At 60.9% G+C, this 22,395-nt stretch carries 27 protein-coding genes (1 of these 27 cut by a window edge); 14 read left to right on the forward strand and 13 right to left on the reverse strand.

What is annotated here, in order from left to right:
* Positions 1-44: 44 nt before the first annotated feature.
* Together ACKLNI_RS03245 and ACKLNI_RS03250 are read right to left on the reverse strand one after the other, a co-directional pair.
* Complete coding sequence (locus ACKLNI_RS03245) at positions 45-1,040, reverse strand: tripartite tricarboxylate transporter substrate-binding protein (RefSeq protein WP_413717578.1); 996 nt, start codon at positions 1,038-1,040, stop codon at positions 45-47.
* A gap of 71 nt (positions 1,041-1,111) precedes the next feature.
* Positions 1,112-2,128 carry a substrate-binding domain-containing protein gene (locus tag ACKLNI_RS03250; protein WP_413717579.1) on the reverse strand — a complete coding sequence of 339 codons (1,017 nt, stop codon included), beginning with the start codon at positions 2,126-2,128 and terminating at the stop codon, positions 1,112-1,114.
* A 753-nt stretch (positions 2,129-2,881) separates the two neighbouring features.
* Between ACKLNI_RS03250 and ACKLNI_RS03255 the strand changes: the two genes are divergently transcribed.
* The 4 genes from ACKLNI_RS03255 to ACKLNI_RS03270 all read left to right on the forward strand — a co-directional run bounded on the left by ACKLNI_RS03255 (position 2,882) and on the right by ACKLNI_RS03270 (position 6,295).
* The gene (locus ACKLNI_RS03255; protein WP_413717580.1) at positions 2,882-3,712 is read left to right on the forward strand and encodes an ankyrin repeat domain-containing protein; all 831 of its coding nucleotides are present in this window, start codon (positions 2,882-2,884) and stop codon (positions 3,710-3,712) included.
* 95 nt (positions 3,713-3,807) lie between these two features.
* Positions 3,808-4,515, forward strand: a complete 708-nt coding sequence (locus ACKLNI_RS03260; protein ID WP_413717581.1) for an SDR family oxidoreductase — start codon at positions 3,808-3,810, stop codon at positions 4,513-4,515.
* Between the two features lie 106 nt (positions 4,516-4,621).
* Complete coding sequence (locus ACKLNI_RS03265; protein WP_413717582.1) at positions 4,622-5,050, forward strand: GFA family protein; 429 nt, start codon at positions 4,622-4,624, stop codon at positions 5,048-5,050.
* Positions 5,051-5,107: 57 nt separating this feature from the next.
* Entirely contained in the window at positions 5,108-6,295 is a 1,188-nt protein-coding gene (locus tag ACKLNI_RS03270) for a peptidoglycan-binding domain-containing protein (RefSeq protein ID WP_413717583.1), read from the forward strand.
* Between the two features lie 101 nt (positions 6,296-6,396).
* On the opposite strand, the gene ACKLNI_RS03275 is transcribed toward ACKLNI_RS03270, so the two are convergent.
* From ACKLNI_RS03275 to ACKLNI_RS03300, 6 genes are all read right to left on the reverse strand, one after another.
* On the reverse strand, positions 6,397-6,798 hold the full coding sequence (locus ACKLNI_RS03275) for a VOC family protein (protein ID WP_413717584.1): 402 nt from the start codon (positions 6,796-6,798) through the stop codon (positions 6,397-6,399).
* A gap of 1,065 nt (positions 6,799-7,863) precedes the next feature.
* Positions 7,864-8,430 (reverse strand): hypothetical protein, encoded by a 567-nt coding sequence (locus ACKLNI_RS03280; protein ID WP_413717585.1) that lies wholly within the window; start codon positions 8,428-8,430, stop codon positions 7,864-7,866.
* Positions 8,431-8,532: 102 nt separating this feature from the next.
* The gene (locus ACKLNI_RS03285; protein WP_413717586.1) at positions 8,533-8,799 is read right to left on the reverse strand and encodes a hypothetical protein; all 267 of its coding nucleotides are present in this window, start codon (positions 8,797-8,799) and stop codon (positions 8,533-8,535) included.
* Positions 8,800-9,266: 467 nt separating this feature from the next.
* Positions 9,267-10,466: a Gfo/Idh/MocA family protein gene (locus tag ACKLNI_RS03290; RefSeq protein ID WP_413717587.1), complete on the reverse strand. Its 1,200-nt coding sequence runs from the start codon at positions 10,464-10,466 to the stop codon at positions 9,267-9,269.
* A 75-nt stretch (positions 10,467-10,541) separates the two neighbouring features.
* Positions 10,542-12,197: a DUF6504 family protein gene (locus ACKLNI_RS03295; protein WP_413717588.1), complete on the reverse strand. Its 1,656-nt coding sequence runs from the start codon at positions 12,195-12,197 to the stop codon at positions 10,542-10,544.
* A 38-nt stretch (positions 12,198-12,235) separates the two neighbouring features.
* Positions 12,236-12,400, reverse strand: coding sequence for a hypothetical protein (locus ACKLNI_RS03300; protein ID WP_413717589.1), 165 nt, complete (start codon positions 12,398-12,400; stop codon positions 12,236-12,238).
* Here ACKLNI_RS03300 and ACKLNI_RS03305 point away from each other — a divergent pair.
* Entirely contained in the window at positions 12,375-12,806 is a 432-nt protein-coding gene (locus ACKLNI_RS03305; RefSeq protein ID WP_413717590.1) for a c-type cytochrome, read from the forward strand. The genes ACKLNI_RS03300 and ACKLNI_RS03305 overlap by 26 nt on opposite strands.
* 6 nt (positions 12,807-12,812) lie before the next feature.
* Here the strand turns inward: ACKLNI_RS03305 and ACKLNI_RS03310 are convergent, their stop codons facing one another.
* A complete protein-coding gene (locus tag ACKLNI_RS03310; protein WP_413717591.1) occupies positions 12,813-13,163 on the reverse strand; it encodes a hypothetical protein in 351 nt (116 codons plus the stop codon).
* 81 nt (positions 13,164-13,244) lie between these two features.
* Between ACKLNI_RS03310 and ACKLNI_RS03315 the strand changes: the two genes are divergently transcribed.
* The 5 genes from ACKLNI_RS03315 (at position 13,245) to ACKLNI_RS03335 (ending at position 16,722) form a co-directional block, all read left to right on the forward strand.
* Complete coding sequence (locus tag ACKLNI_RS03315; RefSeq protein WP_413717592.1) at positions 13,245-14,375, forward strand: S-(hydroxymethyl)glutathione dehydrogenase/class III alcohol dehydrogenase; 1,131 nt, start codon at positions 13,245-13,247, stop codon at positions 14,373-14,375.
* Between the two features lie 95 nt (positions 14,376-14,470).
* A complete protein-coding gene (locus ACKLNI_RS03320; RefSeq protein WP_413717593.1) occupies positions 14,471-14,854 on the forward strand; it encodes a preprotein translocase subunit SecD family protein in 384 nt (127 codons plus the stop codon).
* A complete protein-coding gene (locus tag ACKLNI_RS03325) occupies positions 14,847-15,332 on the forward strand; it encodes a GNAT family N-acetyltransferase (protein WP_413717594.1) in 486 nt (161 codons plus the stop codon). Before ACKLNI_RS03320 ends, ACKLNI_RS03325 begins: the two co-directional genes overlap by 8 nt.
* Positions 15,333-15,355: 23 nt before the next feature.
* A complete protein-coding gene (locus ACKLNI_RS03330; protein WP_413717595.1) occupies positions 15,356-16,006 on the forward strand; it encodes an ATP-dependent Clp protease proteolytic subunit in 651 nt (216 codons plus the stop codon).
* Entirely contained in the window at positions 16,006-16,722 is a 717-nt protein-coding gene (locus tag ACKLNI_RS03335) for an NYN domain-containing protein (RefSeq protein WP_413717596.1), read from the forward strand. The genes ACKLNI_RS03330 and ACKLNI_RS03335 overlap by 1 nt, the downstream gene beginning before the upstream one ends.
* 110 nt (positions 16,723-16,832) lie before the next feature.
* On the opposite strand, the gene ACKLNI_RS03340 is transcribed toward ACKLNI_RS03335, so the two are convergent.
* Both ACKLNI_RS03340 and ACKLNI_RS03345 read right to left on the reverse strand, forming a co-directional pair.
* The gene (locus ACKLNI_RS03340) at positions 16,833-17,621 is read right to left on the reverse strand and encodes a calcium-binding protein (protein WP_413717597.1); all 789 of its coding nucleotides are present in this window, start codon (positions 17,619-17,621) and stop codon (positions 16,833-16,835) included.
* A gap of 158 nt (positions 17,622-17,779) precedes the next feature.
* The gene (locus ACKLNI_RS03345) at positions 17,780-18,397 is read right to left on the reverse strand and encodes a TetR/AcrR family transcriptional regulator (protein ID WP_413717598.1); all 618 of its coding nucleotides are present in this window, start codon (positions 18,395-18,397) and stop codon (positions 17,780-17,782) included.
* Positions 18,398-18,748: 351 nt separating this feature from the next.
* Between ACKLNI_RS03345 and mbfA the strand changes: the two genes are divergently transcribed.
* Entirely contained in the window at positions 18,749-19,726 is a 978-nt protein-coding gene (gene mbfA, locus ACKLNI_RS03350) for an iron exporter MbfA (protein WP_413717599.1), read from the forward strand.
* Between the two features lie 40 nt (positions 19,727-19,766).
* Here mbfA and ACKLNI_RS03355 read toward each other — a convergent pair whose 3' ends face one another.
* Both ACKLNI_RS03355 and ACKLNI_RS03360 read right to left on the reverse strand, forming a co-directional pair.
* The gene (locus tag ACKLNI_RS03355) at positions 19,767-20,258 is read right to left on the reverse strand and encodes a fasciclin domain-containing protein (protein ID WP_413717600.1); all 492 of its coding nucleotides are present in this window, start codon (positions 20,256-20,258) and stop codon (positions 19,767-19,769) included.
* A gap of 69 nt (positions 20,259-20,327) precedes the next feature.
* Positions 20,328-20,810 carry a fasciclin domain-containing protein gene (locus ACKLNI_RS03360; protein ID WP_413717601.1) on the reverse strand — a complete coding sequence of 161 codons (483 nt, stop codon included), beginning with the start codon at positions 20,808-20,810 and terminating at the stop codon, positions 20,328-20,330.
* A gap of 286 nt (positions 20,811-21,096) precedes the next feature.
* Between ACKLNI_RS03360 and msrP the strand changes: the two genes are divergently transcribed.
* The 3 genes in view from msrP to msrQ are tightly spaced (each overlapping or abutting the next) and all read left to right on the forward strand, a layout consistent with a single transcriptional unit that may run on beyond the window.
* Positions 21,097-22,026 carry a protein-methionine-sulfoxide reductase catalytic subunit MsrP gene (gene msrP / locus ACKLNI_RS03365; protein WP_413717602.1) on the forward strand — a complete coding sequence of 310 codons (930 nt, stop codon included), beginning with the start codon at positions 21,097-21,099 and terminating at the stop codon, positions 22,024-22,026.
* Positions 22,026-22,232, forward strand: a complete 207-nt coding sequence (locus ACKLNI_RS03370; protein ID WP_413717603.1) for a GDCCVxC domain-containing (seleno)protein — start codon at positions 22,026-22,028, stop codon at positions 22,230-22,232. Before msrP ends, ACKLNI_RS03370 begins: the two co-directional genes overlap by 1 nt.
* On the forward strand, positions 22,229-22,395 hold the start of the coding sequence (gene msrQ / locus ACKLNI_RS03375; protein WP_413717605.1) for a protein-methionine-sulfoxide reductase heme-binding subunit MsrQ. It continues 442 nt past the right edge of the window; only the first 167 of its 609 coding nucleotides appear in the window; its start codon is at positions 22,229-22,231; its stop codon lies off the right edge, out of view. The genes ACKLNI_RS03370 and msrQ overlap by 4 nt, the downstream gene beginning before the upstream one ends.

Below are 22,395 nucleotides of genomic sequence, written 5' to 3' on the forward strand. Positions count from 1 at the left end.
CTCTTAAGGATGCGGCGGGCCGGTGGCCCAGCCCGCCGTTCAGGTCACGCGCCGGTCAGGAGCGGCTTGTACTTGGCGCCGAGCTCCAGCATCGCCTGCATGAATGCGGCGCATTCCTCGACCCCACCGTAGCTGAGATACTCTGGCGTGCCGCCGTTGGCGACGTAGGCCTCGAGTAGCGCCGGATCCTCGAAAGTCGCCTTGAACGTGTCCTGAAGGATCTGGAACCGGTCGGGATGATCCTCGGCCGCCTTCCTGTGGATGGCGAAGGCGCGGGAGGACAGCATCTCGGGCAGGTCGGTGCCATAGGCGTCGTTCATCGAGGGCGCGTTGTCGAGCCCCTCGCCCACACGGTTCTCACCGAAGACGAGCAGTGTCTTCACCGCGTCGCCCGCCGAGATCACAGTACCCGAGGTCAAGACCGAGAAGTCGACCTCGCCGGTGACCGCGCCCGCGACGGTGTTCTTGCCGCCGGAGAGCGGGATCAGGTTGAATTGCGCGCCGGTAACCTCGCCCAGCGACAGCAGGCCGATCGAGGCCGGGTGCGCCATCCGGCTGGTGCCCACGTTGAGCACGCGCTCTTTCCCGGCAGCGATGATGTCGTCCATCGTCTGGAGCGGGCTTTCCGCACCGACGAAAAGGCAGCCCGGGTCAACGTCAACGCGGCCGAAGTAGAAGTAGTCATCGACGCTGAAACTTTCGGGTTCCTGCATGGCCCAGTTCAGCACTTCGGGACCCATGTTGCCGAAAATCAGGCTGTAGGCGTCGGGCTCGTTCTTGCCCATGTAGACCTCGTAGCCGACGCGGCCCGACGCGCCCGGGAAGAAGCCTGGCTCGAAGTCAACGCCAAGCTTTGTCTTCCAGACCTCGGCAAAGGCGCGAAAATTACGATCGGCGCCGCCACCTTCACGTGTCGGAATGATGACGCTGATGTTGCGCTCGGGATAGCCCGCAGCGCGGGCGATTTGGGGCGCTGCAAGCGTCATGGCGGACGCCGCGGCGCCGGTCTTCAGAAAGCCTCTACGGTCGAGACAGATCATATTCTCCTCCTTTTTCGATGCGCTTTGTGTTGTCTTTTCCCACCGGTTTGCGCCCGGCCGGCGGGTTTCGTTCAGGTGTCCATCACGGATGGGTGGAACATTTCCTCGACCGCGACCTTTCGGGCCGCAAGGTATTGCTCCGTCGAGTAACGGCAGACGGCCTCCAACTCGGCACGGTTCGCCGCGACGCCGTATTTCCAGTAGTCGCTGCCCATCGCGGCAATCGTTCGTTCCATCCCGGCGTTGAGCCACGGCAAAGACAAGCGGTTTGCATTGCCAAGCCAGACCTTTCGGAGTCGGCCGAGCGCGTCGTTCTTTGCTTCCAGGAATGCTTGGTAAAGCGCGCGCGGAACCCAGGGATGCGCTTCGGCCAGCGATCTACGCAAGCCGACCAGATGCATGATGGGGAAGAAGCCCGTCTTTGCATGGTAGGCGCGCTCTGCGGCCTCGAAGTCGGGAAAAAGGCGGACGAAACGGCCGTCGCCGTCAAGAAAGGCTTGAGGCGGCTTCGGGGCCAGCAGCCCGTCGATCTCGCCCGATTGAAGAAGAGACTGAAGCGTCTCTCCCTCGTTTATGGGCTCGACGATCATTCCTTCAGGCAAAGACAACTCCAGCCGCTCGCGGCGTACGCCAGCGTCAAGAGCTCCTGTTCTCCAGCGGACGTCCGCGGCATTTACACCGTATTCGTCCTTCAGGATGCCCCGCATCCAGAGTGCCGCTGTCATCTGGTACTCGGGTACGCCTATGGTCTTGCCCTTGAAGTCCGCGGGTGTCTCGATGCGCGCGCCACGTCGAGCGAAGAATCCAGAGTGACGGAAGGCACGACTTATAAAAGCAGGAATAGCGACGTACTCACCAACTCCCCTGGAAATCTGCAATATATAGCTGGAGATCGACATTTCGGTGATGTCGTAGGGCGCTGCGCTGACTGCAGCAGGAAACAGCTTCGAAGTCGGTTCAATGACGCTTTTGAGTCTGATACCTGGCACGCTAATCCGGCGCTCGTGAAGGGCCATTACGCGGTCATGGTCCCAGGTGGCAAGGGATAGTGCGAGCGGCGCCTCATTTGTCTCTATCGCTGTAACCATTCCCGCCTCAGGTGACTTTGAAAACCATTGCACTGAGACCTTCGCACCCGGTCTCCCTTGCCTCGCCTTTCTGAATGACGACCATATCCCCAGGCATGCCTAAAAGGATCATATCTTCGGCGTTAGGCACGAAGTTCTTGGAAGGGTAGGAAATCAATTCGCAACCCTCCAAATTGTCTGGTTCAAGTTTCCTTCCCCGGGCGGATCACCAGATACCGTTATCCTTAAGGCGACTTCACTGATATGCCTGACCTCGGACAACGGCCGGGTCGACCGACGTGAGCTGATCGCTCGAATAGGACCCCGACGCGCAGGGGCAAACGAATTCGTTTCTTTCACCCGTGGGTCTATGAGCGGCGGTGCTCAGTGGCGAATTTGGACAATGAGCCGTCCATGTCAGTCCCTCCACTGGACGAGCGCACCATAATCAATGGATCATTGCAACCGAATTGAGTCATCACTTCCCGAGACCCCTTATTCGCTACTTTCAAAATGCCGCAAAGCCAGCACATATGCGCGACGTTAAGAGGCGCCAGAGATGCTATAACCGCCCGGCGCATTGGATGGTCGCTCTGTCCGTTAGGCGGTCATTCCTGAAAATCGTCTGGGTATCTGCATAAAGCGCGTTGCGGGGCCTCGCTCGTCAACGACTTGGACCAGGACAAGCCCGAGCGAGCTCACAGCAAATCACCACGAGAAGATCGGTGCGCTGATTTCTGCTATAGTGTCGGATAAGACGCAGGGGAGGGACTTATGAAAAGAATGACGATATTGCTGGGCGGTCTCATGACAGGGGCATTATTCGCTTTTCCCGCTGCGGCAGAAATGATCCACCTGATGGCGCGTAAAGGAGATGTTGAAAAGGTTCTGGCTGAGATCGAAAAGGGAGTGCCAGTCGATCTTCCCAGCACTCTCCATACGACCGTGCCCGGGGTTTCCCCGCTATCTGTTGCCGCACAGTTCGGACGAACTGACGTCGTCATTGCGCTTCTTGAAAAAGGTGCGGACCCCGACTTCAACCGGCCTGCTGAAGTAATGGAGGGCGACAACGATGTGCTTGGCGCGCCAATCCATGAGGCAGCGCGAAACGGCCATGCAGAGATTGTTCAACTGTTGATCGACGCGGGCGCAAATCCGACGCTTGAGGACCCGGGACTTGGTACACCGCTGCACCAAGCACGTCGCTGGGATCATGCGGAAGCTGCTGGCATCCTCTTAGCGAATGGAGCCGAGGAAACTGTGCAGGCCCCGTCAATTGAGCCCTTACTGGCCTTGGCAGACACTGCGAACGGGCAGAAGCTCGCAAACGGCTGCGGTCTGTGTCACAGCCTCGAAACCGGAAGCACAGACATCATCACAGGGCCCAGTCTATGGGGCATAGTTGGACGCAAGATCGGCGAGGTTGACGCATTCGAGTACTCGGACGTGATGGCGTCACGTGGTGGCACTTGGGACTACGATGCGCTGAACTCGCTCCTCGCTTCACCGACCGCCTATATGCCTGGGACAAAGATGGAGATTTCCGGCGTTTCGACGCCTGAGGCGCGTGCCGACCTGATCGCCTATCTTCGAACTCTCCAGTGATGACCCATTTCCCCTGCCTTAAGCAGCGCCGCCTTCACCGCAGGTCATCCCAACCGGAGGGCTGAGTTGAAAAAGACGAAACGGAGCCTTCTCAAATGGAACTCAAGAACAAAGTCATTCTCATCACCGGTGCATCTGGTGGCATTGGCGCGGCTGCAGCGCAACGATTGGCCGGACGGGGAATGTCGATCGCGCTAGCCGGTCGGAATATTAAGAAGCTCGAAAGCGTTGCCGAAGATTGCAGGACACTCGGGGGAGTAGCCGAGATATTTCCCGGTGAGATCACAGATGAAAACTACACGTCAGGTCTCCCACATGCTGTCAAAGAGCGATTTGGAGGCCTGCATGCGCTCTTTAACAACGCAGGGGTCTTCGAGACCGGGGCATTCGATCAAGCTGATATTTCGCGATGGGACGATGCGCTTGATGTTAACTTCAGGAGCCTCCTACATCTCACAAAGGCGGCTATTCCGTACCTTTTGGAAAACGGCGAGAGCGCTGTGATCAACCTAAGCTCCATTGCTGGCCGCATGACCTTCGGCGGTGGAGGTATCTACAGTGCCACAAAACACGCGGTGCATGCATTCTCTGGTTGTCTCTTCGAGGACCTTCGCGACCGGGGTTTGAAGGTCAGTACGATCTACCCCGGGTTCGTCGATACCGGCATGACCTCTGGTGTTGCGGGGGACCGCTCCCATATGATCCAGCCGGATGACGTCGCTCGGACGTTGGAGTTTGTCTTGGAGTTCCCCTCTAACGCCTGTCCCACCGAGATCGTCATTCGGCCGCAATTCCCCCTGTGAACAGCAGGCATATTGGTCGTGGTACGAGGGTCACGTCGCGCCTCTCTGGTTTTTTGAAGTTTTGTGCTAGCCTACACAGATTAATAACCGAGAACGGGGGTAGACAATGTCTGGCACACACAAGGGACAATGCTTTTGCGGCGCGGTCGAAATCGAAGTAAGCGGTGAGCCCGCTGGCATGGGGTATTGCCATTGCGAGAGTTGCCGGCACTGGTCGGCGGGCCCGGTCAATGCCTTCACACTTTGGGACCCTGACAAAGTTCGGGTGGTGAAGGGCGAAGAGCATCTTCTTCAATACAACAAGACCGAAAACACCGACCGGAAATGGTGCGCGAAATGTGGAGGCCACGTTATGGCGGGGCATCCGGGGCTCAAACTCATCGACGTCTATGCAGCGATCATTCCTAGCGTCGCGTTTCAGCCTGGTATCCACGTCAATTACGCGGAGACAGTGCTGCCGATGAAAGATGGCCTTCCGAAGATGAAGGATTTTCCGTCTGAGTTCGGAGGGTCCGGAGAGACCGTTCCGGAATAGTCAGAACGAAACCCGTATAGGCGCGTCCAACAACCGATGAGCAAGAGAGGTGGTACCATGAGACTGGTTGCAACATCTCTGCTCGTCGGTATTTGGGCCTTCGCCGCGCAGGGGCAGGAAAATCTATTTCGTCAGGCTGAAGAAGCTTTAGCCGAACTTGGCTACGAGCCTGGCGTGATCGATGGCGCCTGGGATGATGCACTTTCCGCAGCCGTGAATAGCTATAAACGCGATCGAGGTCTTGATCCGAATGGCGACTTGTCCCTGCGCGAGTTTGCGGAATTGCGTGCCGAAGCTGCTGAAGCAGAGCAAGCGGCCAATGGAACTTTGGTTTCACCCTACGTTCCCAGCAGCGACGCGCCGGAGACACCCGAAGTCATTCGTACCGAAGGGCGCGTTCCTTATCACCGCATCATGGACTGTCGCTACGAGCATGGGATGGGGACCATGTTCTATTCCGAGGGGCGCAAGGAAGAGTTTCATTTCACGGATGTCTGCTTCGACGCAGACGGAGGCAGGTTCTGGAGCGCAGAGAGCGTGGAGGGGTGGTCGCTTACAAATGATGCTCCCTCGTTCAAAGAATACAAAGTTATCGAAGAAGGCGTTCCGGACTGGCAGCGACACACACTGATGCTTCAGCCGCTCCCAGAGACGATCGCGCAAATGGGACTCACCTTGCCTGGAAGTACCGGAACCGGTGCAACTTGGTTTTGGCAAGTCCCGAGATCGTATCAGCCCCAGGCGGGACTCTCGCGCTTAACCATGGCCACCGGGATATTCCTCAATGAGCCACAAAACGTTGAAGCGCTGGATGGAACATTTCATGTGGCGATTTCAATGGTTCACCGTGTCGTCGAGGGGCAGGGGAAAGCCCCCATCCTTCCTGGCATGGGATTTGTCGGTGAGGTCACCTTCGACGGCATATCTGGCGAAGGTGTTCTGGGTCCGGCGCCAAACGGCTACCTCTCCGAAGACAGTTCTGCTCAGGTCGTTCTGTCTATCAAAGACAATCTCTTGGCGGGAGCGGCCTCATTAGCAGGAGTTAATGGCGAGAAATCGGGTCTTGAACCCACCGATTGGAAGTCTTTGGAATTGTCCGTCGACGACCTTTTTGGACGGGTCGATGGTGCAGGTGGAGAGTCGATATTCCTTATGGGAGCCGCCGACGGCATTGCTTATGACCGATCGGGACGCGAGTTCAAACTTCTGACAGCAATCTCCGTTCAGGGATTTCGGGCTAGGTGAGCGTCGGCACCGTCGGCAGACAAATCTCCCGGTATTGTCTGCTAAAACTGACCTTACTCTTGTCCAATCAAAGAGACCAACCGAAGCCCTGGTTGGTCATGTCAGTGGAAAGATCCGTGGTTTGAGGCGATGATTTCGATGACGTTTCCATCCGGATCGCGAAAAAAAAATGAACGCCCATCCCAAGGTAGAGTCTCGGGCCATGCCCGTTCATGAATGACCATATTCATCGCCTTGAAGCGTGCCAGCTCTTCCTCGTACCACTCGCCGTCAATCTCAAAAGCTACGTGATCAAATGTGGAAAGCGATTGATCGATCTTGTCGCCACGTCCGAATAGCGCGAATAACTGCGGATGACCGACTGCCCCGAGTGGTGTTTCGAGTGGGCCGACCTCCAAAAATATCACGCCTGGCTCGGCGTGATGGTATTCGAACCCTAAGACGTCCCGGTAAAAAGCCAATGATGTCTCGAGATCACCCACCCGTATGGCGACCTCAGCCACTCGATATGATCGCTTCCGTGCCATCTGCTTACCGGGCAATCTGGCTGGTGCGGTCGGAAACCTCAAGAGCTCTGCCGGGCATGGCACCCGTGTGTTTTAAAAGAGCACCTGCCGGTGTCCGGCCAACCAAATGCCCGATAACGTGTGCCGGCATTACGCCGGTATGGCCACACTTAAGAACGCATACAGCTGTCTTTTGCCCCAGACCCTCCGCGCCGCCATATGGCGTGACGATTGGAAAGCCTCGCCTTCCCGCTCAGGCTGGGATGCGTTTCCGGTTATGCCTTGCAGAGGATTGGAGTTTTTGACGCGCCGAGAAAAACTTCACTCGTGCTGCCTCAAGTTGCATCAGCGCACGGTCCCGCTCCTCGGCGAGTCTCGGCATGCGCGACCGAGGTGCCCCTATTGCAAGCACGCGATCGCTCAAAAGACCTGGACACCATCTGCGCGCCTCGTTCCGGGCCTCGCTCCAAGCTCGGTCCACAGCGAGATACCGCTGGTATGTCAGCACGAGAACACGGCGACGTGTGGCTAGCCTCTCATCCATTTCAGATATCCACCTCCCTGTATCAGCGATAAAGGCCCGGTGTTTCGTCGCGCTTTTTCTGCTTTTCCCGCATGAGGCGACGAAGAGTATGTTCCATGTCTTCCGCCCATTCCGGCACATGTGTATCGTCGTCAGCGGGGACTGACGTCGGTTTCGACAAATCGGGATTTGGGCCTGGGTTTTCAGATTGCACCGACATCGCTTCCTCCCAAAACAAGAACAGTCATCGAGGGTGTTCGCGCTTCTTGCGAGGGTAAGCCGATTTCTCGATGCGGCTCAACCTTGGGATGTTCAGGACTCGCATCGCCGGAGGATGCCGGAGGGCTTGATCGTAGCCGCTGTTGAGCAGTGTCGGATCACGTCTTCGGCCGTGCCGGGTGAGGTTGGGCATCAGGCGGTGCACTGACGCATCAACTCAGGCGGGCCAGATGTCCTGTCCATTATTGATTTGAAGGACCGAAGGGGGGCGTTGGACGATTAAGCGAACAAGTTCGTTGCCGATGTGGCCGGCAACACCTTCAATATCCGGGCCTGCCAAAAATGCGGAGCCAGCGAAAGACAAACATCAGTGCCACCATGCAGAGGATGAGGCCTACAAGGTCGCCGGCGGCGTACACGAACAGCGCGCCGGGGACCTGGCGGAGTCCGATTAATCCGGAATAGACGAGCGTCTGTCCGATGGAATTGACAAGCGAGGCGAGGGCGCCAACCGCGATCAGTCCCTTCCAGTTCAGTGCCCGGAGGCGACCAAAATAGCAATCATAGCCAAACAGTCGCATCAGTTCGAAGGCGGCGAAAGCAGAGACCGCGCCGACGGCGATGCCTTCCAGCAAAGCCGGCTCCAGAATGTTCAGGTCCTTGGACGGGCTAAAAATATAGGCTGAAAGGCTGACGCCGACGACGAGGGCGGGGATTGCTCTCCAGCCATAGGCCCATGTCGCAAGCACCCTGACCCCGTGCGGCAGATACACGAGGCTCGCGAAAACGGTCAGTTCAGGTAAATATATGCTCTGGAGCGGGGTGATCAGGAGGGCGACCAGCCCGTGGCAGAGAACGTAGGCGAAAACTATAAAGATAAAGGTCATAGGGTCTGATTACCAACTAAGGACTGGGGATCAAAATCCCCTCGGTATGCTGCACAAAGAGAAGCCTCGTGGAACGGCTCCAGGCAGACCAGTCTGGTCGCGTCACTTTCCGACAAGATCACCGCGGACCACGTAGAACCGGGCCTTATGCCCATCTGCCCTCTCGAGGAGCCCGAGGGACAAAAGCGACCGAAGCGCTCTGTGAAAGGTGGCCTGGGCGATATCGGAGACCAAGTCATGTCGCCGGATTTGGTCTGACGAAATGGCCTCTCCTGGGTCCCCGGTAACGGCATGGGCGGCAAGAAGGACGTCCATTTCTGACTGGGTCAGTTCTTGCAGCCCGACGTCGCGTTCCATATCGCGCAGCATGCTGCGCAGTTCGAAAAGTGCTGAAAGTTTACTCGCTGGTCGTCGTGCCAATGGACTTGCTTCCTTGTCTGACGTGTAACACGCGCGATTACTAAAATTATCATATTGACAACATTTCAATCCCAAGCCACCGTCTTGAAACTCCCAGGACAGTCTCGTGAGTGATGGCATCCTGCGTGAGATTTGAGCATCTCAGCCCCAGTCGCTCCCGTGCGGCTGGGGTAATTTATCAGGATGATTGGGCTATCGTAAAGAGGCCGGGAGCGTTCTGCATCAATAGATTGATGCTGCAATCCCGGGGCATGGGGCGTCGGGAAGCCCAATTTGCCCCGGCCTTTCGGTAACGATCGGCGTGATGGCTGTACGAAAAGCGGCAAGTACAATGACTGCTGCCTTGTGCGGTGGTTCTCTTTATGTCGCGCGCCGGGCATTGGCTTGGTGTTGGGCGACCCCTTTTTCGATACACGCTATGATGGAACGCCCGCGAAGCGCGCGTCGTTGACTTCATTTACCCTCACGGGCAGGCCCTCTTTCGCCGAGCAGATCGCGGCCATGGTGGTCCGGACGTGGCGCGTGCCATCGGCGCCGGTGTAACGTGGGGGCTGGCCGGTGGTCAGCGCGTCTATGAATTCAGTGATCTGGTTCAGATGTGCACGGCTGTAGTACGACACCTCGGACTGCCAGATCTCGTCACCGCCTTCGTCGAAGCGGAGGCTGTCGGTCCCGTCGGTCTTGCGGTGGAGGACGAGGTGGGCGTCTTTGCCCCGCCAAGTAAGGCCGCGCCCGCCCTCGCCGAGGACTTCGATCATGCCGGTTTCGCCGATGACGCTGACCGAGAAGCCGAACATGGGGTCGTATTTGCCGTTCAGTGCCTCGGCGCGCATCCAGACCCCTTGGCAGGCGGGGTCGTCGTATGTCCAGGTGATGATCGGGATGTCGCCGGCGCTTTCGGGGCGGTACATGTGGGTCTCGGCGGCGTCTGGCGGCTGCATCCACGAGAGGTCGGACTTGAGGGCGTAGACCTCGCGGATGCGAGCATCACTCATCAGGTATTCGGCGGTGGCGAAGAAGTGGACGCAGTGATCGAACATCCACGGGTAGCCGGCCCCGCCCGCCCGGGTCGAATCGAGGCGCCAGCCGCGGTGATCGTCAGTGATGGCGCGGTCGGTGGCATGGGCGCCGGGGCGTTCGAGCCAGGTGCCGAAGCGCTGGCGGATCTGCAAGGGTCGGCCGATATGACCCGCGTCGATCAGTGCGCGGGCCTTCATGATCGAGGTCATGAAGATGTAGGATTCGCCCACCATCAACGTCACGTCCGCCGCATCCGCCGCGTCGCAGGCGGCCTGACCTTCGGCGAGGGTGAGGCAAAAGGGTTTCTCGCAGAGAATATGTTTGCCGGCGCGGGCGGCGGCGATGGCCATGGGGGCGTGGAGCACGGTGGGCGTGGTGATGTCGACCGTGTCGATCTCGGGATCGGTCAGCATTTGGGCATAGTCGGTGTAGGTCTTCGGGATTCCGTATTTCGAGGCGATCTGGCCGGCGCGGTCCTGGTCGAGGTCGCAGACGGCGACGACCCTTGCCTTGGGGTGCGCCCGATAGGCCTTGATATGGGACTCGCAGACGAGACCCAGACCGACGAGGCCGACTTTCACTTCTGATAGCGCCATGAGCCGATCCCCCTGAGGTAGGCTGCCCGATGGTGCCAGTTTGACGGTTTGCGCGACCGTCGGCAATCGGTGCGGTTAACCGAAACTGCCCTGGCAGAACCAGCCCGACGACATGGTGGCGCCGTGGGCGTAGTAGAGCCAGAGCCGTTCGCCGCTGCGAGTGGTGACGCGCCAGTAATCGCGCACGCCGGTGCGCCAGGCGGGATCGTCCAGCCACCATTCGGGCGCGATGCGTTCCGGTCCGGTCGCAGCGCGGGTTTCATAGGTGCGGCCGCGCCAGCGGAAATGGGCGGGGAGCGCGGGTGTCGCCTCGGCGGCGACGATCTCGGGCGGCCATATCTCGATCGGGCGGGGGCCGGGGGGCGCGGGCCAGAGGTCCGCGGGCTCTGACCATGCCGCGGCGGCGATCCGGGCGGTTTTCTCGGGGATGTGGCTGTCGGCGGGCTGCAGCCGGGTGATCGTCTCGAGCCCCAGTCGCGCGCCGATCCGGCCCATCAGGTCGTCCATCCCGGCGGTGCCGTTCAGCCGCGCGACGCCCTGCGCCGCGGCATCGGCGTGGCCCTGGTGCTGACGGGCGTGGACCGGTTCGGTCACCACCGCGGCCAGCCGGATCATGTCGATGCCGAAACCCGCCTCGATCTCGCCGGTCTTCATCGCCAGAAGCGGGCGGATGCGGTCGGGCTCGGCCGAGGGGCGGGCCAGCCCGATCTCGGTCCAACCCATGGTGTGATCGCTGCGATGCCATTCCAGCCGTACCCGCCGCGCGCCGCGTCCCGCCTGCCGGAGCTTGTCGGCGAGGGGCGGCAGGAGCCGGTCGAGGGCGGCGGAGATGTCGCTTTCCAGCCCGATCGGCTCGGGCAGGGTCAGGCGGACGGCGAAATGGTTCCTGGGGCGCGCCGGGCTGACCGGCTCCGGCTCTACCCCCATGGCTTGATCCAGACGCTGCACGAGGTGGCGTCCGAAGCGCCGGGCGAGTGCCGCGCGGGGCTGGCCCGCCAGATCGCCGATCTGCCGGAGGCCCAGCCGCGCGAGCGTCTGCACGGTATCGGCGTCGAGGCGCAGGGCCGGGATGGGCAGGGGGGCGAGGACCGTACGGGTCTGGCCGGGGGGCGCGATGAGCCGGGCGGCGTTTCGCGGGGCCGCTGCCTGGGGCGCGGGACCGCCGCGTTCCCAGTGCCGCCGCTTCGCCGCGCGCGAGCGCGTCGCCCGCGCCTCTTGCGAGATGTCGTCGCCCGAGCGCACGGCCCCGACCTGTCCGCCCGCGAACCGGGCCAGGGCCCAGGCCGCGCCGACGGTGTCGGCGATGCCGCCGAGAACCGTCAGGCCGAGATCGGCGCAATCCTGTTCGACGGCCTGCATCAGCGCCTCTTCGCCGCCGAAGAGATGGGCGCATCCGGTCAGGTCGATGACGAGCGCGTCGGGCGCTTCCTCGGCGACCCAGGGGCTGAACTTGCCGGCCCAGCGTTGCAGGACGGACAGGAAGGCGGCGTCGGTCTGGGGATTGCGCAGCCGGGTCTGCAATTCGGGGCACATGGCGCGCGCGTCGCGAAGCGGCTGCCCGGAGACCAGCCCCGCTGCCTGGGCCTCGGCCGAGAGCGAGACCAGCACCTGGGCGTTGCGATCCTCGCCCACCACGGCGAAGGGCCGGCCGGGCAGGCCGAAGCCCTGCCGGAGGCAGCGCTCGGCAGAGAGGCGGGGAAACCAGAGCGAGAGGATTCGTCGCTGAGGCATGGCGGCAGCACATGTTCTTGTTTTGTTCCAGACGAAATCTAGGGCAGCGTGCCGGGCGTGTCGAGTCGCAACATCCCGCCACCAATCTCCGGGATCGGCCCGAATGGCTTGACCCACGGGAAAATCGCTTCATTTTCCGGCCGGGCAGGTGAACGAAAACGAAAAGAGGACAGGCCGATGACGAGGGCATTCCCAACGATCATTGTCACCCTCCTTGGAGCGACCGCCGTTCTGGCGCATTCGGGTGTTCAGAATCCGGTAGTTCTTGCCCGGATGCAGACCATGGAGAAGATCGCGGAGGCGACCAAGGCGCTGGGGGGCATGGCCAAGGGTCAGACCCCGTTCGATGCCGGAGCTGCGCGGGCGGCCCTGGCGCAGATCGAGCAGCATGCCGCCATTATCCCGCAGCAGTTCCGGACCGATGCGGACGATCCCAAATCGGAAGCGAGCGACACGATCTGGACCAACTGGGATGACTTCGTGAAGACGTCCGAGGAGCTTGTCACCATCGCGGCGACGGCCGAGGTGGGCGATCTGGACCAGTTGCGCGCCAGCCTTGGAAAGATCGGCGCCAACTGCAAATCCTGCCACGCCGATTTTCGAGAATAGCCCGTTTCAACCGCACTCGACGCGGATGATCGTGCCATCGGGGCGATAGACGATGTTCGTCCGCTGGGGGATGTATTCCTGCGTGACGATATCGTCGACGCTGAAGGCCCGCAGCCTTGGACCGGCGGGCAACGTGGCGGCCGCGATGTTGCTGCCGATCAGCGGCCGGTAGTCCCTGGCGTCGCAGAGTTCGATATCGGCGAGACCCGCGGGGTCTTGGCCGGTCTCCTCGCCCTCGGTTGCGGCGGGTACAACCACCACTTCGGTCACGACGGCATCGGAGTCCGGCGCAGGCCCGCAGGCCGTGGCCCAGAGCATCGCGGAGCAGGACAAAAAGCGGAAAATCAATTTGGGCACGACAACTTCCTCGGGTTTGGCGTTGATTTCACAGAGAGGGTCGCGCAGGGTCAAGCCGAATTGACAAAAAGGGAGAGACCGATGCGCACCCGTGCCGCCGTTGCCTTGGAAGCTGGAAAGCCGCTGGAAATCATGGAAGTGAACCTGGATGGCCCGAAGGCGGGCGAGGTTCTGGTCGAGATCAAGGCCACAGGCATCTGCCATACGGACGAATTCACGCTGTCGGGCGCGGACCCCGAGGGGCTGTTTCCCTCGATTCTCGGCCATGAGGGCGCGGGCGTCGTTCTGGAGGTGGGCGAGGGCGTGACTACGCTGCGGCCCGGCGATCACGTGATCCCGCTTTACACGCCGGAATGCCGCCAGTGTCCGTCCTGCCTGTCGGGCAAGACCAACCTCTGCACCGCGATCCGGAACACGCAAGGTCAGGGCCTGATGCCCGATGGCACGACGCGGTTCTCGATGCTCGATGGCACACCGATCTATCACTACATGGGCTGCTCGACCTTCGCCAATCACACGGTCCTGCCGGAAATCGCGCTGGCCAAGGTGCGGCCCGACGCGCCCTTCGAGAAGATCTGCTATATCGGCTGCGGCGTGACCACGGGCATCGGCGCCGTGATCAACACGGCCGGGGTCGAGATCGGCTCGACCGCCGCGGTCTTCGGCCTTGGCGGCATCGGGCTCAACGTGATTCAGGGCCTGCGCATGGCGGGCGCGGACATGATCATCGGGGTCGACCTGAACGACGCCAAGGAGGAGATGGCGCGCAAGTTCGGCATGACGCATTTCATCAACCCCTCGAAGATCGACGGGTCGGTCGTGCAGGCCATTGTCGACCTGACCAAGACGGAGAAGGACCAGATCGGCGGGGTCGACTATTCGTTCGACGCCACGGGCAACGTCAAGGTAATGCGCGATGCGCTGGAATGCTCGCATCGCGGCTGGGGCGTGTCGGTGATCATCGGCGTGGCGCCGGCCGGGGCCGAGATTTCGACCCGGCCGTTTCAGCTTGTGACCGGCCGCGTCTGGAAGGGCACCGCCTTTGGTGGCGCGAAAGGGCGGACGGATGTGCCGAAATTCGTGGACTGGTACATGAGCGGCAAGATCGAGATCGATCCGATGATCACCCACACGATGCCGCTTGAGGACATCAACACGGCGTTCGACCTGATGCATGCGGGCGAGTCGATCCGGAGCGTGGTGATCTATTGAGGTTTCGCCGAAGCGGGGCTTCGGCGACCGGCCGGGGTGCGCTGCCCCCCGGACCCCCCGAAGCATTTGGGCCAAGAGGAAGGGGGCTGCCTGTCTTGCTGCTCCTTGCAGCCGGGCCGGTGGCCTCGGCCGAGATTCTCGAAGCCGGTTCCACCCGGCCGGACAAGGTTGTCGCGGAGTTTCGGGTCGGCGGGACTCGGCTGGTGCTGGTGGCGGGCGATATCGCCGAGGCGGCGCCGAGCTTCGGACAGAACACGCCGGGGCTGGATTTTCGGCTTGCGCCCGATGCGGGCAGGCTCTTCGCGGACCTGACCGAAGGCGCGATCGGACAGGAGATGTCGCTGGACATCTGCGGCGATACGCTGGTTACGGCGACGATCCGGGAGCGGCTCGACGGCGCGGGCCATGTCGCATTCGAGAGCCTCGGCGAGGCGGTCTTTTACGCAACGCGCCTGACCGGAGAGATCACCTGTGACTGACCTGACGATCCGCCCAGCGACGACGGATGATCACGACGCGATCTGGTCCATGCTGGAGCCGGTGTTCCGGGCGGGCGATACCTACGCGATCGATCCGGGCATCAGCCGCGACGACGCGCTGGCGTACTGGACCCTGCATCATGCCTATGTCGCTGAGGCCGACGGTGACCTGCTGGGTACCTTCTATATCCGGCCGAACCAGCAGGGCGGCGGCGCGCATGTCTGCAATTGCGGCTATATCACCGCACGCGGGGCCGAGGGGCGCGGCGTGGCGCGGGCCATGCTGGGCTTTTCGCTGGAAGAGGCGAAACGGCTTGGGTTCGAAGCGATGCAGTACAACTTCGTCCTGACGACCAATGCGCGCGCCATCGACACCTGGCAGCGGGCGGGGTTCATCGAGATCGGGCGCATTCCGCGTGCGTTTCGGCTGCCCGGCGGCGGCTTGACCGACGCGCTGATCCTGCATCGCTTCCTCTGAAACAACGCTTTATTAATCGCCCCTTGCCATTCCCCGGCACAGGGCCGACATTCCCCCAAACTGACGACAAACGAGCGGAGCGCCACATGGCCGACAAGAAAAACGACGATGACGACAAGAAGGAAATGGGCGGCAAGGCGGCCGATCTGTTCTTCAAGTCGCGCAACGTCATCATCACGGGCGAGATCAACGACAAGCTGGCGCAAAGGATCGCGACGCAGCTGATCGCTCTGGCCGAGGATTCGGACAAGCCGATCAACCTGTTCATCTCGTCGCCGGGCGGCCATGTCGAATCCGGCGACATGGTGCATGACATGATCAAGTTCATCAAACCCGAGGTCCGCACGATCGGTTCGGGCTGGGTGGCCTCGGCCGGGGCGCTGATCTTCGTCGGAGCGCAGAAGAAGAACCGTTTCTGCCTGCCTAACACCCGCTTCCTGCTGCACGAGCCGCGGGGCGGCATCGGGGGCACGGCGTCGGACATGTGGATTCAGGCAGAGCAGATCCGCATCATGCGCGAGCGTTTCCACAAGCTTTTCGCCGAGGCCACCGGCCAGACGGAAGAGAAGATCGCCAATGATACCGAGCGTGATTTCTGGCTGAACACGCAGGAGGCGATTGACTACGGGCTTCTGGGCAAGGTGATCCGGACCTCGGACGAACTGCCGAAGTAATGGCCGACCGTGACCGCCCGCTTTACGCCGTTCTGATCGACGCGGACAACATTCCGGCGAAATACGCCGGGGCGGTGCTGAAGGAGATAACCTCGTTCGGCGAGCCGGCGTTGCGGCGGGTCTATGGCGACTGGGGCTCGTCGCGGCTGAACAGCTGGGCCAAGGCCGTGCGCGACCTTGGCCTGGTGGCGCATCAGGAGACGGCGAACACGGTGGGCAAGAACGCCAGCGATATCGGTCTGGTGATCGATGCGATGGACATTCTGCATACCGGCCGGTTCGACGGGTTCGTCCTTGTCTCGTCGGACAGCGATTTCACCGCGCTTGCAAACCGCGTGCGCGAGCAGGGGATGGATGTGATCGGTATAGGCGAGGCGAAGGCGCCCGAAAGCCTGCGCAACGTCTGCAACCGGTTCATCCTGCTTGAGAACCTGCTGGACGAGCCCGCCCAGAGCGACAAGAGCCAGCCGGCGGTGAAGTCGGGCAAGCAGGACCCGATCAATGCCGCGCCGCTGATCCTGAAGGCGATGGACAAGATCAACGCGGATGACGAGTGGTATGCGCTGGGTCAGCTGGGCCAGTATATCGTGCGGGACAATCCGGATTTCGATCCGCGCACCTATGGCAAGAAGAAGCTGTCGGACCTTGTCGAAGTGCTGAAACGGTTCGAGACGAAGAAGATCGGGAACCAGCTGCACGTGCGGCGGGTGGACTGAGAGGCGACCGGGCGGGTGCCTAAGGTTTCTTTGCCTGTTTGCACATCGAATGGCCGATCGGATTTTCAAGCCAGAACGAGCGCAGGCCAGGCTTTCGTCAGCGCTGGATTTCACACAAACAGGAAGTCGTCGAAGCCCAAACCGACAACGCCTTCTACAAGAAGTGTATGTTCGCCGGCACCCGATCCGCTGGCCTCGCCCAGATCGATAAGAGTGGAGCCGTCCACGATCTGAACGAATGTATCGCTCTCGTCGAGGCTTCCATTTTTGCTTGCGGCAAGAATTATCCAAGCCATTTCGTCGTCCAAAACGATTTTGTCTCCATCCGCCGTGTGGAAATCCATGATGACGTCATTGCCGTCAGCCGATCCGAAGACAAACCAATCCGCTCCGCCGGAAGCTTCATCCCAAAGTACGCCATCGCCCCAGAGCGTGTCGTTTCCCGTGCCGCCGTTCAGAGTGTCGTCACCGCCTGCCGCGGTTTCGAAAAGGTTGGGAGAATCTCCGACGATGAGATCATCGCCTGCATCGCCGTTGAGAACATCGTCGAGCTTCCAGGCTACGTCGCCAAGTCCGAGGTCGGTGTCTCCGAAGATGAAATCCCGGCCATCCCCGCCAGAGATCGTGTCGTTGCCCGGGCCACCGACGGCGATGTCATCGCCGCCTCCCATGTCGGCCAGGTCGTCATGCGCGCTCATTATGATGTCTTCGCTGTTTTCGGATCCAACGACGACAAGCGCCGATTGATTCCCCTTGCCAGAGAGGAAATTGAAGAAGGGGATATCCGGCTCGCCTGTGTACGGATGCGTGTAGTAGCTGTCGAAATTCCGCTTGCCCGCGAGGGCACCCAGATCGATGATGTCCGGGTCCGACGTATCGTTTGGTGGTTTCCGCGGCATGCACACCTCCCCCCAAGGAATGTATGGTCGGTTCCTTCACCTTAGCGGCGTTCTTCGGAATTCGGCAAGTTTATTGATCTTGGCCCGGTTCGCTTGTGCGCCTGCCAATGCTTCCGCGTCTATCTGAATTCTCTTGTCCGGCCGCGCCGCCGTGAGCCCTAGACGCCGTACCGGCAGAGGAACATGTCGACGGCGCTTTCGACGACCCGGTCGATCTCGTCGTCGGTTGGCTTGGAGCGGATGCCGATGGCCATCGGCATGTGAAGCCCGGCCTTGCAGAGTTCGGGGAACTGGTCGACCGCGAGGTCGAGATCTTCGATCTTCAATTTGCCGGCGTCGATTCCCTTTTGCAGGAAGTCCCGGAGAATTTCGCGGACTTGCGCCGGTCCGGTCTCGTAGAACTCTCTGCCAAGTTCGGGGAAGCGCTGGCTTTCGCCGACGACGATCCGGTAGACCTGCATCCCCACGTCCGACATGAAGAACCGCACCATGCGCTTCGCCGCCTTGGTCATAGCCTCACGCAGATCGTCGGTCTCGCCGATCTGGGCGACGGCGGCGTCGGATTGCGCCCGGCATTCGGTCTTGGCGACTTCCAGAAACAGCAGCCGTTTGTCGGGGAAGTAGCTGTAAAGCGTTGCTTTCGACACGCCCGCCTCGCGGACGATGTCATCCACGCTGGCGCCCTCGAAACCGTCGCGCATGAAAACGGTGCGGGCGCCGTCCAGCACCTGGTCCCATTTTCTGCCTTGCCTAACGATTTGTCCGGGTGCGTTCATGACTGCCTCTGATCCTTTCGGACTAATATAAACTATCCAGTTCAGTTCTTTCAAGAAGCCGAGGCAGTGGGAGCCGGTCGGTCACGAAAGCGATTTCTCGCAGAAGCCTCCGGCCGGGATCTTGGGAACGCTGACGCCCGAGACGGCGGGCATCGAGTAGACGCAGACCATTGCGGCGATAAGGAAAGTGGCGCGGAGCATGTTGGACCTCCCATAATCTGAACCAATTGGTTCACTTTGTAGGGTTGATGTCGTCTGGTCAATCAAAAAATGAACCGCATGGTTCAGTTTGGGAGGTTGAACCTTTTCGCGACAGGCTTAATTTGGAACTATTCTAAAAGTGAGAGCAGCATGATCCCCGGAGTCACCTCCCGCCGTCGTTTCTCGGACCTGAGCGAGCAGGAAATCCTTGCGCTTGCGATCTCGTCGGAAGAGGACGACGCGCGCATTTATCGTACGTACGCCGAGCGGCTGCGCGGCGAGTTCCCCGCATCTGCCGCCATCTTCGATGGCATGGCAGAGGAAGAGAACACGCACCGCCAGCGGCTGATCGATCTGCACAAGAAGCGTTTCGGCGACGTAATCCCGCTGATCCGGCGCGAACATGTCTCGGGGTTCTATGCGCGCCGTCCTGTCTGGCTGGTCGAGAACCTCGGGCTTGACCGGATCCGGGAAGAAGCCGAAGCGATGGAGCGCGACGCGGAGCGTTTCTATCGGCAGGCCGCCGCCCGCACGAGCGATGCCGATACCCGGAAGCTTCTGGGCGATCTGGCGGCGGCGGAGGCCGGGCACACAGAGAAGGCCGACGCCCTTGCCGAAAAACATCTCGACGAGGAAACCCGGGGCCAGGAAGAGCGCGCGGCACATCGGCAATTCGTGCTGACCTGGGTTCAGCCAGGTCTGGCGGGACTTATGGATGGGTCGGTCTCGACGCTGGCGCCGATCTTCGCGACGGCATTCGCCACTCAGGACCCGTGGACGACTTTTCTTGTCGGTCTCGCGGCCTCGATCGGCGCAGGTATTTCGATGGGCTTCACCGAGGCGGCGTCGGATGACGGCCAAATCTCGGGCCGCGGCTCGCCGATCAAGCGGGGTATAGCCTCGGGCGTGATGACCACGGTCGGCGGTCTGGGCCACGCCTTGCCCTATCTCATACCGCACTTCTGGACTGCGACCACTATCGCGCTGATCGTGGTGTTCGTGGAATTGTGGGCGATTGCGTGGATTCAGAACAAGTACATGGAGACGCCGTTCTTCCGGGCCGCATTCCAGGTCGTTCTTGGCGGTGCGCTGGTGCTGGCCGCCGGCATCCTTATCGGATCAGGGTAGGGGCGACCGCGCGCATCGAAGCCGCGCGGCCGGGCCAAACTCATTTGGGCAGAAGCACCTTGTCGATGACATGGATCACGCCATTGGTCGCGATGATGTCGGGCGTCGTCACTCTCGACTTGTTCACCCGAACGCCATGGGTGCCGTCTATGTGAACGGTCTGACCCTGCACCGTTGCGACGGTGAGGCGCTGGCCGATCAACTGGTCCGATGTCACCGCGCCGGGAACGACGTGATAGGTGAGGACCTTGATCAGTTGATCCTTGTTCTCGGGCTTGAGCAGCGTATCGACCGTGCCGGCGGGCAGGGCGGCGAAGGCTGCGTTCGTGGGTGCGAAAACCGTGAATGGGCCGTCGCCTTTCAGCGTATCGACGAGGCCGGCGGCGGAAACGGCTGCGACCAGCGTCGAGAAATCGTCATTGCCGGCGGCGATGTCGACGATGTCGTCGCCATCGTCCATCGGCGCACAGGCCGCCAGGGCTGCCATCGCGACCGCGGCGGCGATCGTCTTGAGCGTTGTTCTGCGGTTCATCTGTCCCTGCTCCTTTTTGAATGTCGGGATAAGGAAAGGGCGGCATTTCTGCCGCCCCGTTTTTCCGGATCAGCCCTCCGGCAGGATCACCTTGTTGATCACGTGGATCACGCCGTTCGAGGCTTCGATATCGGCTGCGGTTACGGTGGCGTCCTGGACCATCACGCCGTTGTCGAGGTCGATCTTGACGTCCGAACCCTGGACGGTCGTGGCCATCATGTCGTCGGCCAGATCGGTGGACATCACCTTGCCCGGGACGACGTGGTAGGTGAGGATCGCGGTCAGCTGGTCGATGTTCTCGGGCTTGAGCAGGTTCTCGACGGTGCCCTCGGGGAGCGCCGCGAAGGCTTCATCCGTCGGAGCGAAGACGGTGAACGGGCCTTCGCCTTTCAGCGTGTCGACGAGGCCGGCGGCTTCGACGGCAGCGACGAGGGTCGAGAAGGTGCCGGCGTCTACGGCGGTGTCGACGATGTCCTTGGAGTGGCCACCGGCGAAGGCAGTGGTTGCGAGGAGGGTTGCAGCAGCGGATGCAAAGAGTGTCTTACGAAGCATGTTCAGTTTCCTTCATTGCAAGTTGTTTCGGATACCTGTCTGGCATCGGGTCTTGCTACGCCTCGCCACCGTGACTGGATGACCGGAAAAATCCGCCGATTGATGTTGACGAAAACGGGCTGCGCTCTAAGCCGCGGCCCGTTTCCGCTTCAAGTCACATAGTTGTTATGGTCGCCGGGTTTTTCGTGATCGGCTTCAGACATTTCCGATTTGCACACTCGCGTGAGGTAGATTGCCAGAAGACCTCGGGCGCATCATCTTGAGCGCAACACGATGGAGGCTCCGAATGGCGGGACGATATAAGAGCGATCTTACAATGGCGGATGTCACGCTCAAGGCGGCATGGATGAACCGCAGGCAGATCATGGCAGGCGCGGGTGCTGCAGCTTTGGGTGCGATTGCCGGGCCGGCGATGGCGGGCCTTGGCGCGAAGAAGACCGGCTATGGTCAGGGGCTGGAGCCGAACACCTGGGAAGAGATCACGTCCTACAACAACTTTTACGAGTTCGGCACGGGCAAGGACGATCCGGTTCGCAATGCCGGCGCGATGAAGACCGATCCATGGTCGGTGAAGATCGACGGTCTGGTGGACCGACCGGGCGAGTACTCGATGGGGGATATCCTCGCCGGGGTGACACTGGAGGAACGGATCTATCGCCTTCGTTGTGTCGAGGCATGGTCGATGGTCGTTCCCTGGGTGGGATTTGAATTGGCCGATCTTCTGAATAGGGTCGGCGTCAAGCCTTCCGCGAAATACGTTGCGTTCGAGACGGCCTATCTTCCCGAGGTCATGCCCGGGTTGAGCTATCCGATCGTGTCTTGGCCTTATACAGAGGGCCTTCGGCTGGATGAAGCGATGCACCCGCTGACGATCCTGGCCACGGGCATCTACGATGAACCGATGCCGAACCAGAACGGCGCGCCGATCCGTCTCGTGGTTCCGTGGAAGTATGGATACAAATCGATCAAGTCGATCACGCGGATCTCGCTGGTCGAAAGCGAGCCGCCAACGGCATGGAACGGGTATTCGGCAAGCGAGTACGGGTTCTATTCGAACGTGAATCCGAACCGCGATCATCCGCGTTGGAGCCAGGCATCCGAGCGACGTATCGGTGGCGGCCTGTTCTCGAAGAAGATCCCGACCCTGATGTTCAACGGTTATGAAAAAGAGGTGGCTCACCTTTATGAGGGCATGGACCTGATCAAGTACCACTGATGACGGAACTGACATCGACACTGACGTGCCCCGAATGCGGAGCGAAGAGCACCGCGGAGATGCCGACGGACGCTTGCCAGTTCTTCTATGACTGCCCCGCTTGCGGCGCCGTACTGCGTCCGAAGCCCGGAGACTGCTGTGTCTGGTGTTCTTATGGGACTGTGCCATGCCCGCCGGTGCAGGTGGGCGCAGGATGCTGTTCATGACCGTCGCACAACGGATCAACAGGGCGCTTTCGAAGCTGCCGGCATGGCCTCTCTATATAATAGGGGCCGTGCCGCCGGTCTGGTTCTTGTGGCTGGGCCTGACGGGAGGGCTGGGCGTCGAGCCGATCACGGCGCTGGAGCACCGGCTTGGTGAACTGGCGCT

The organism is Silicimonas lutimaris, from assembly GCF_047314965.1.
Taxonomy (GTDB): Bacteria; Pseudomonadota; Alphaproteobacteria; order Rhodobacterales; family Rhodobacteraceae; genus JAVJUV01.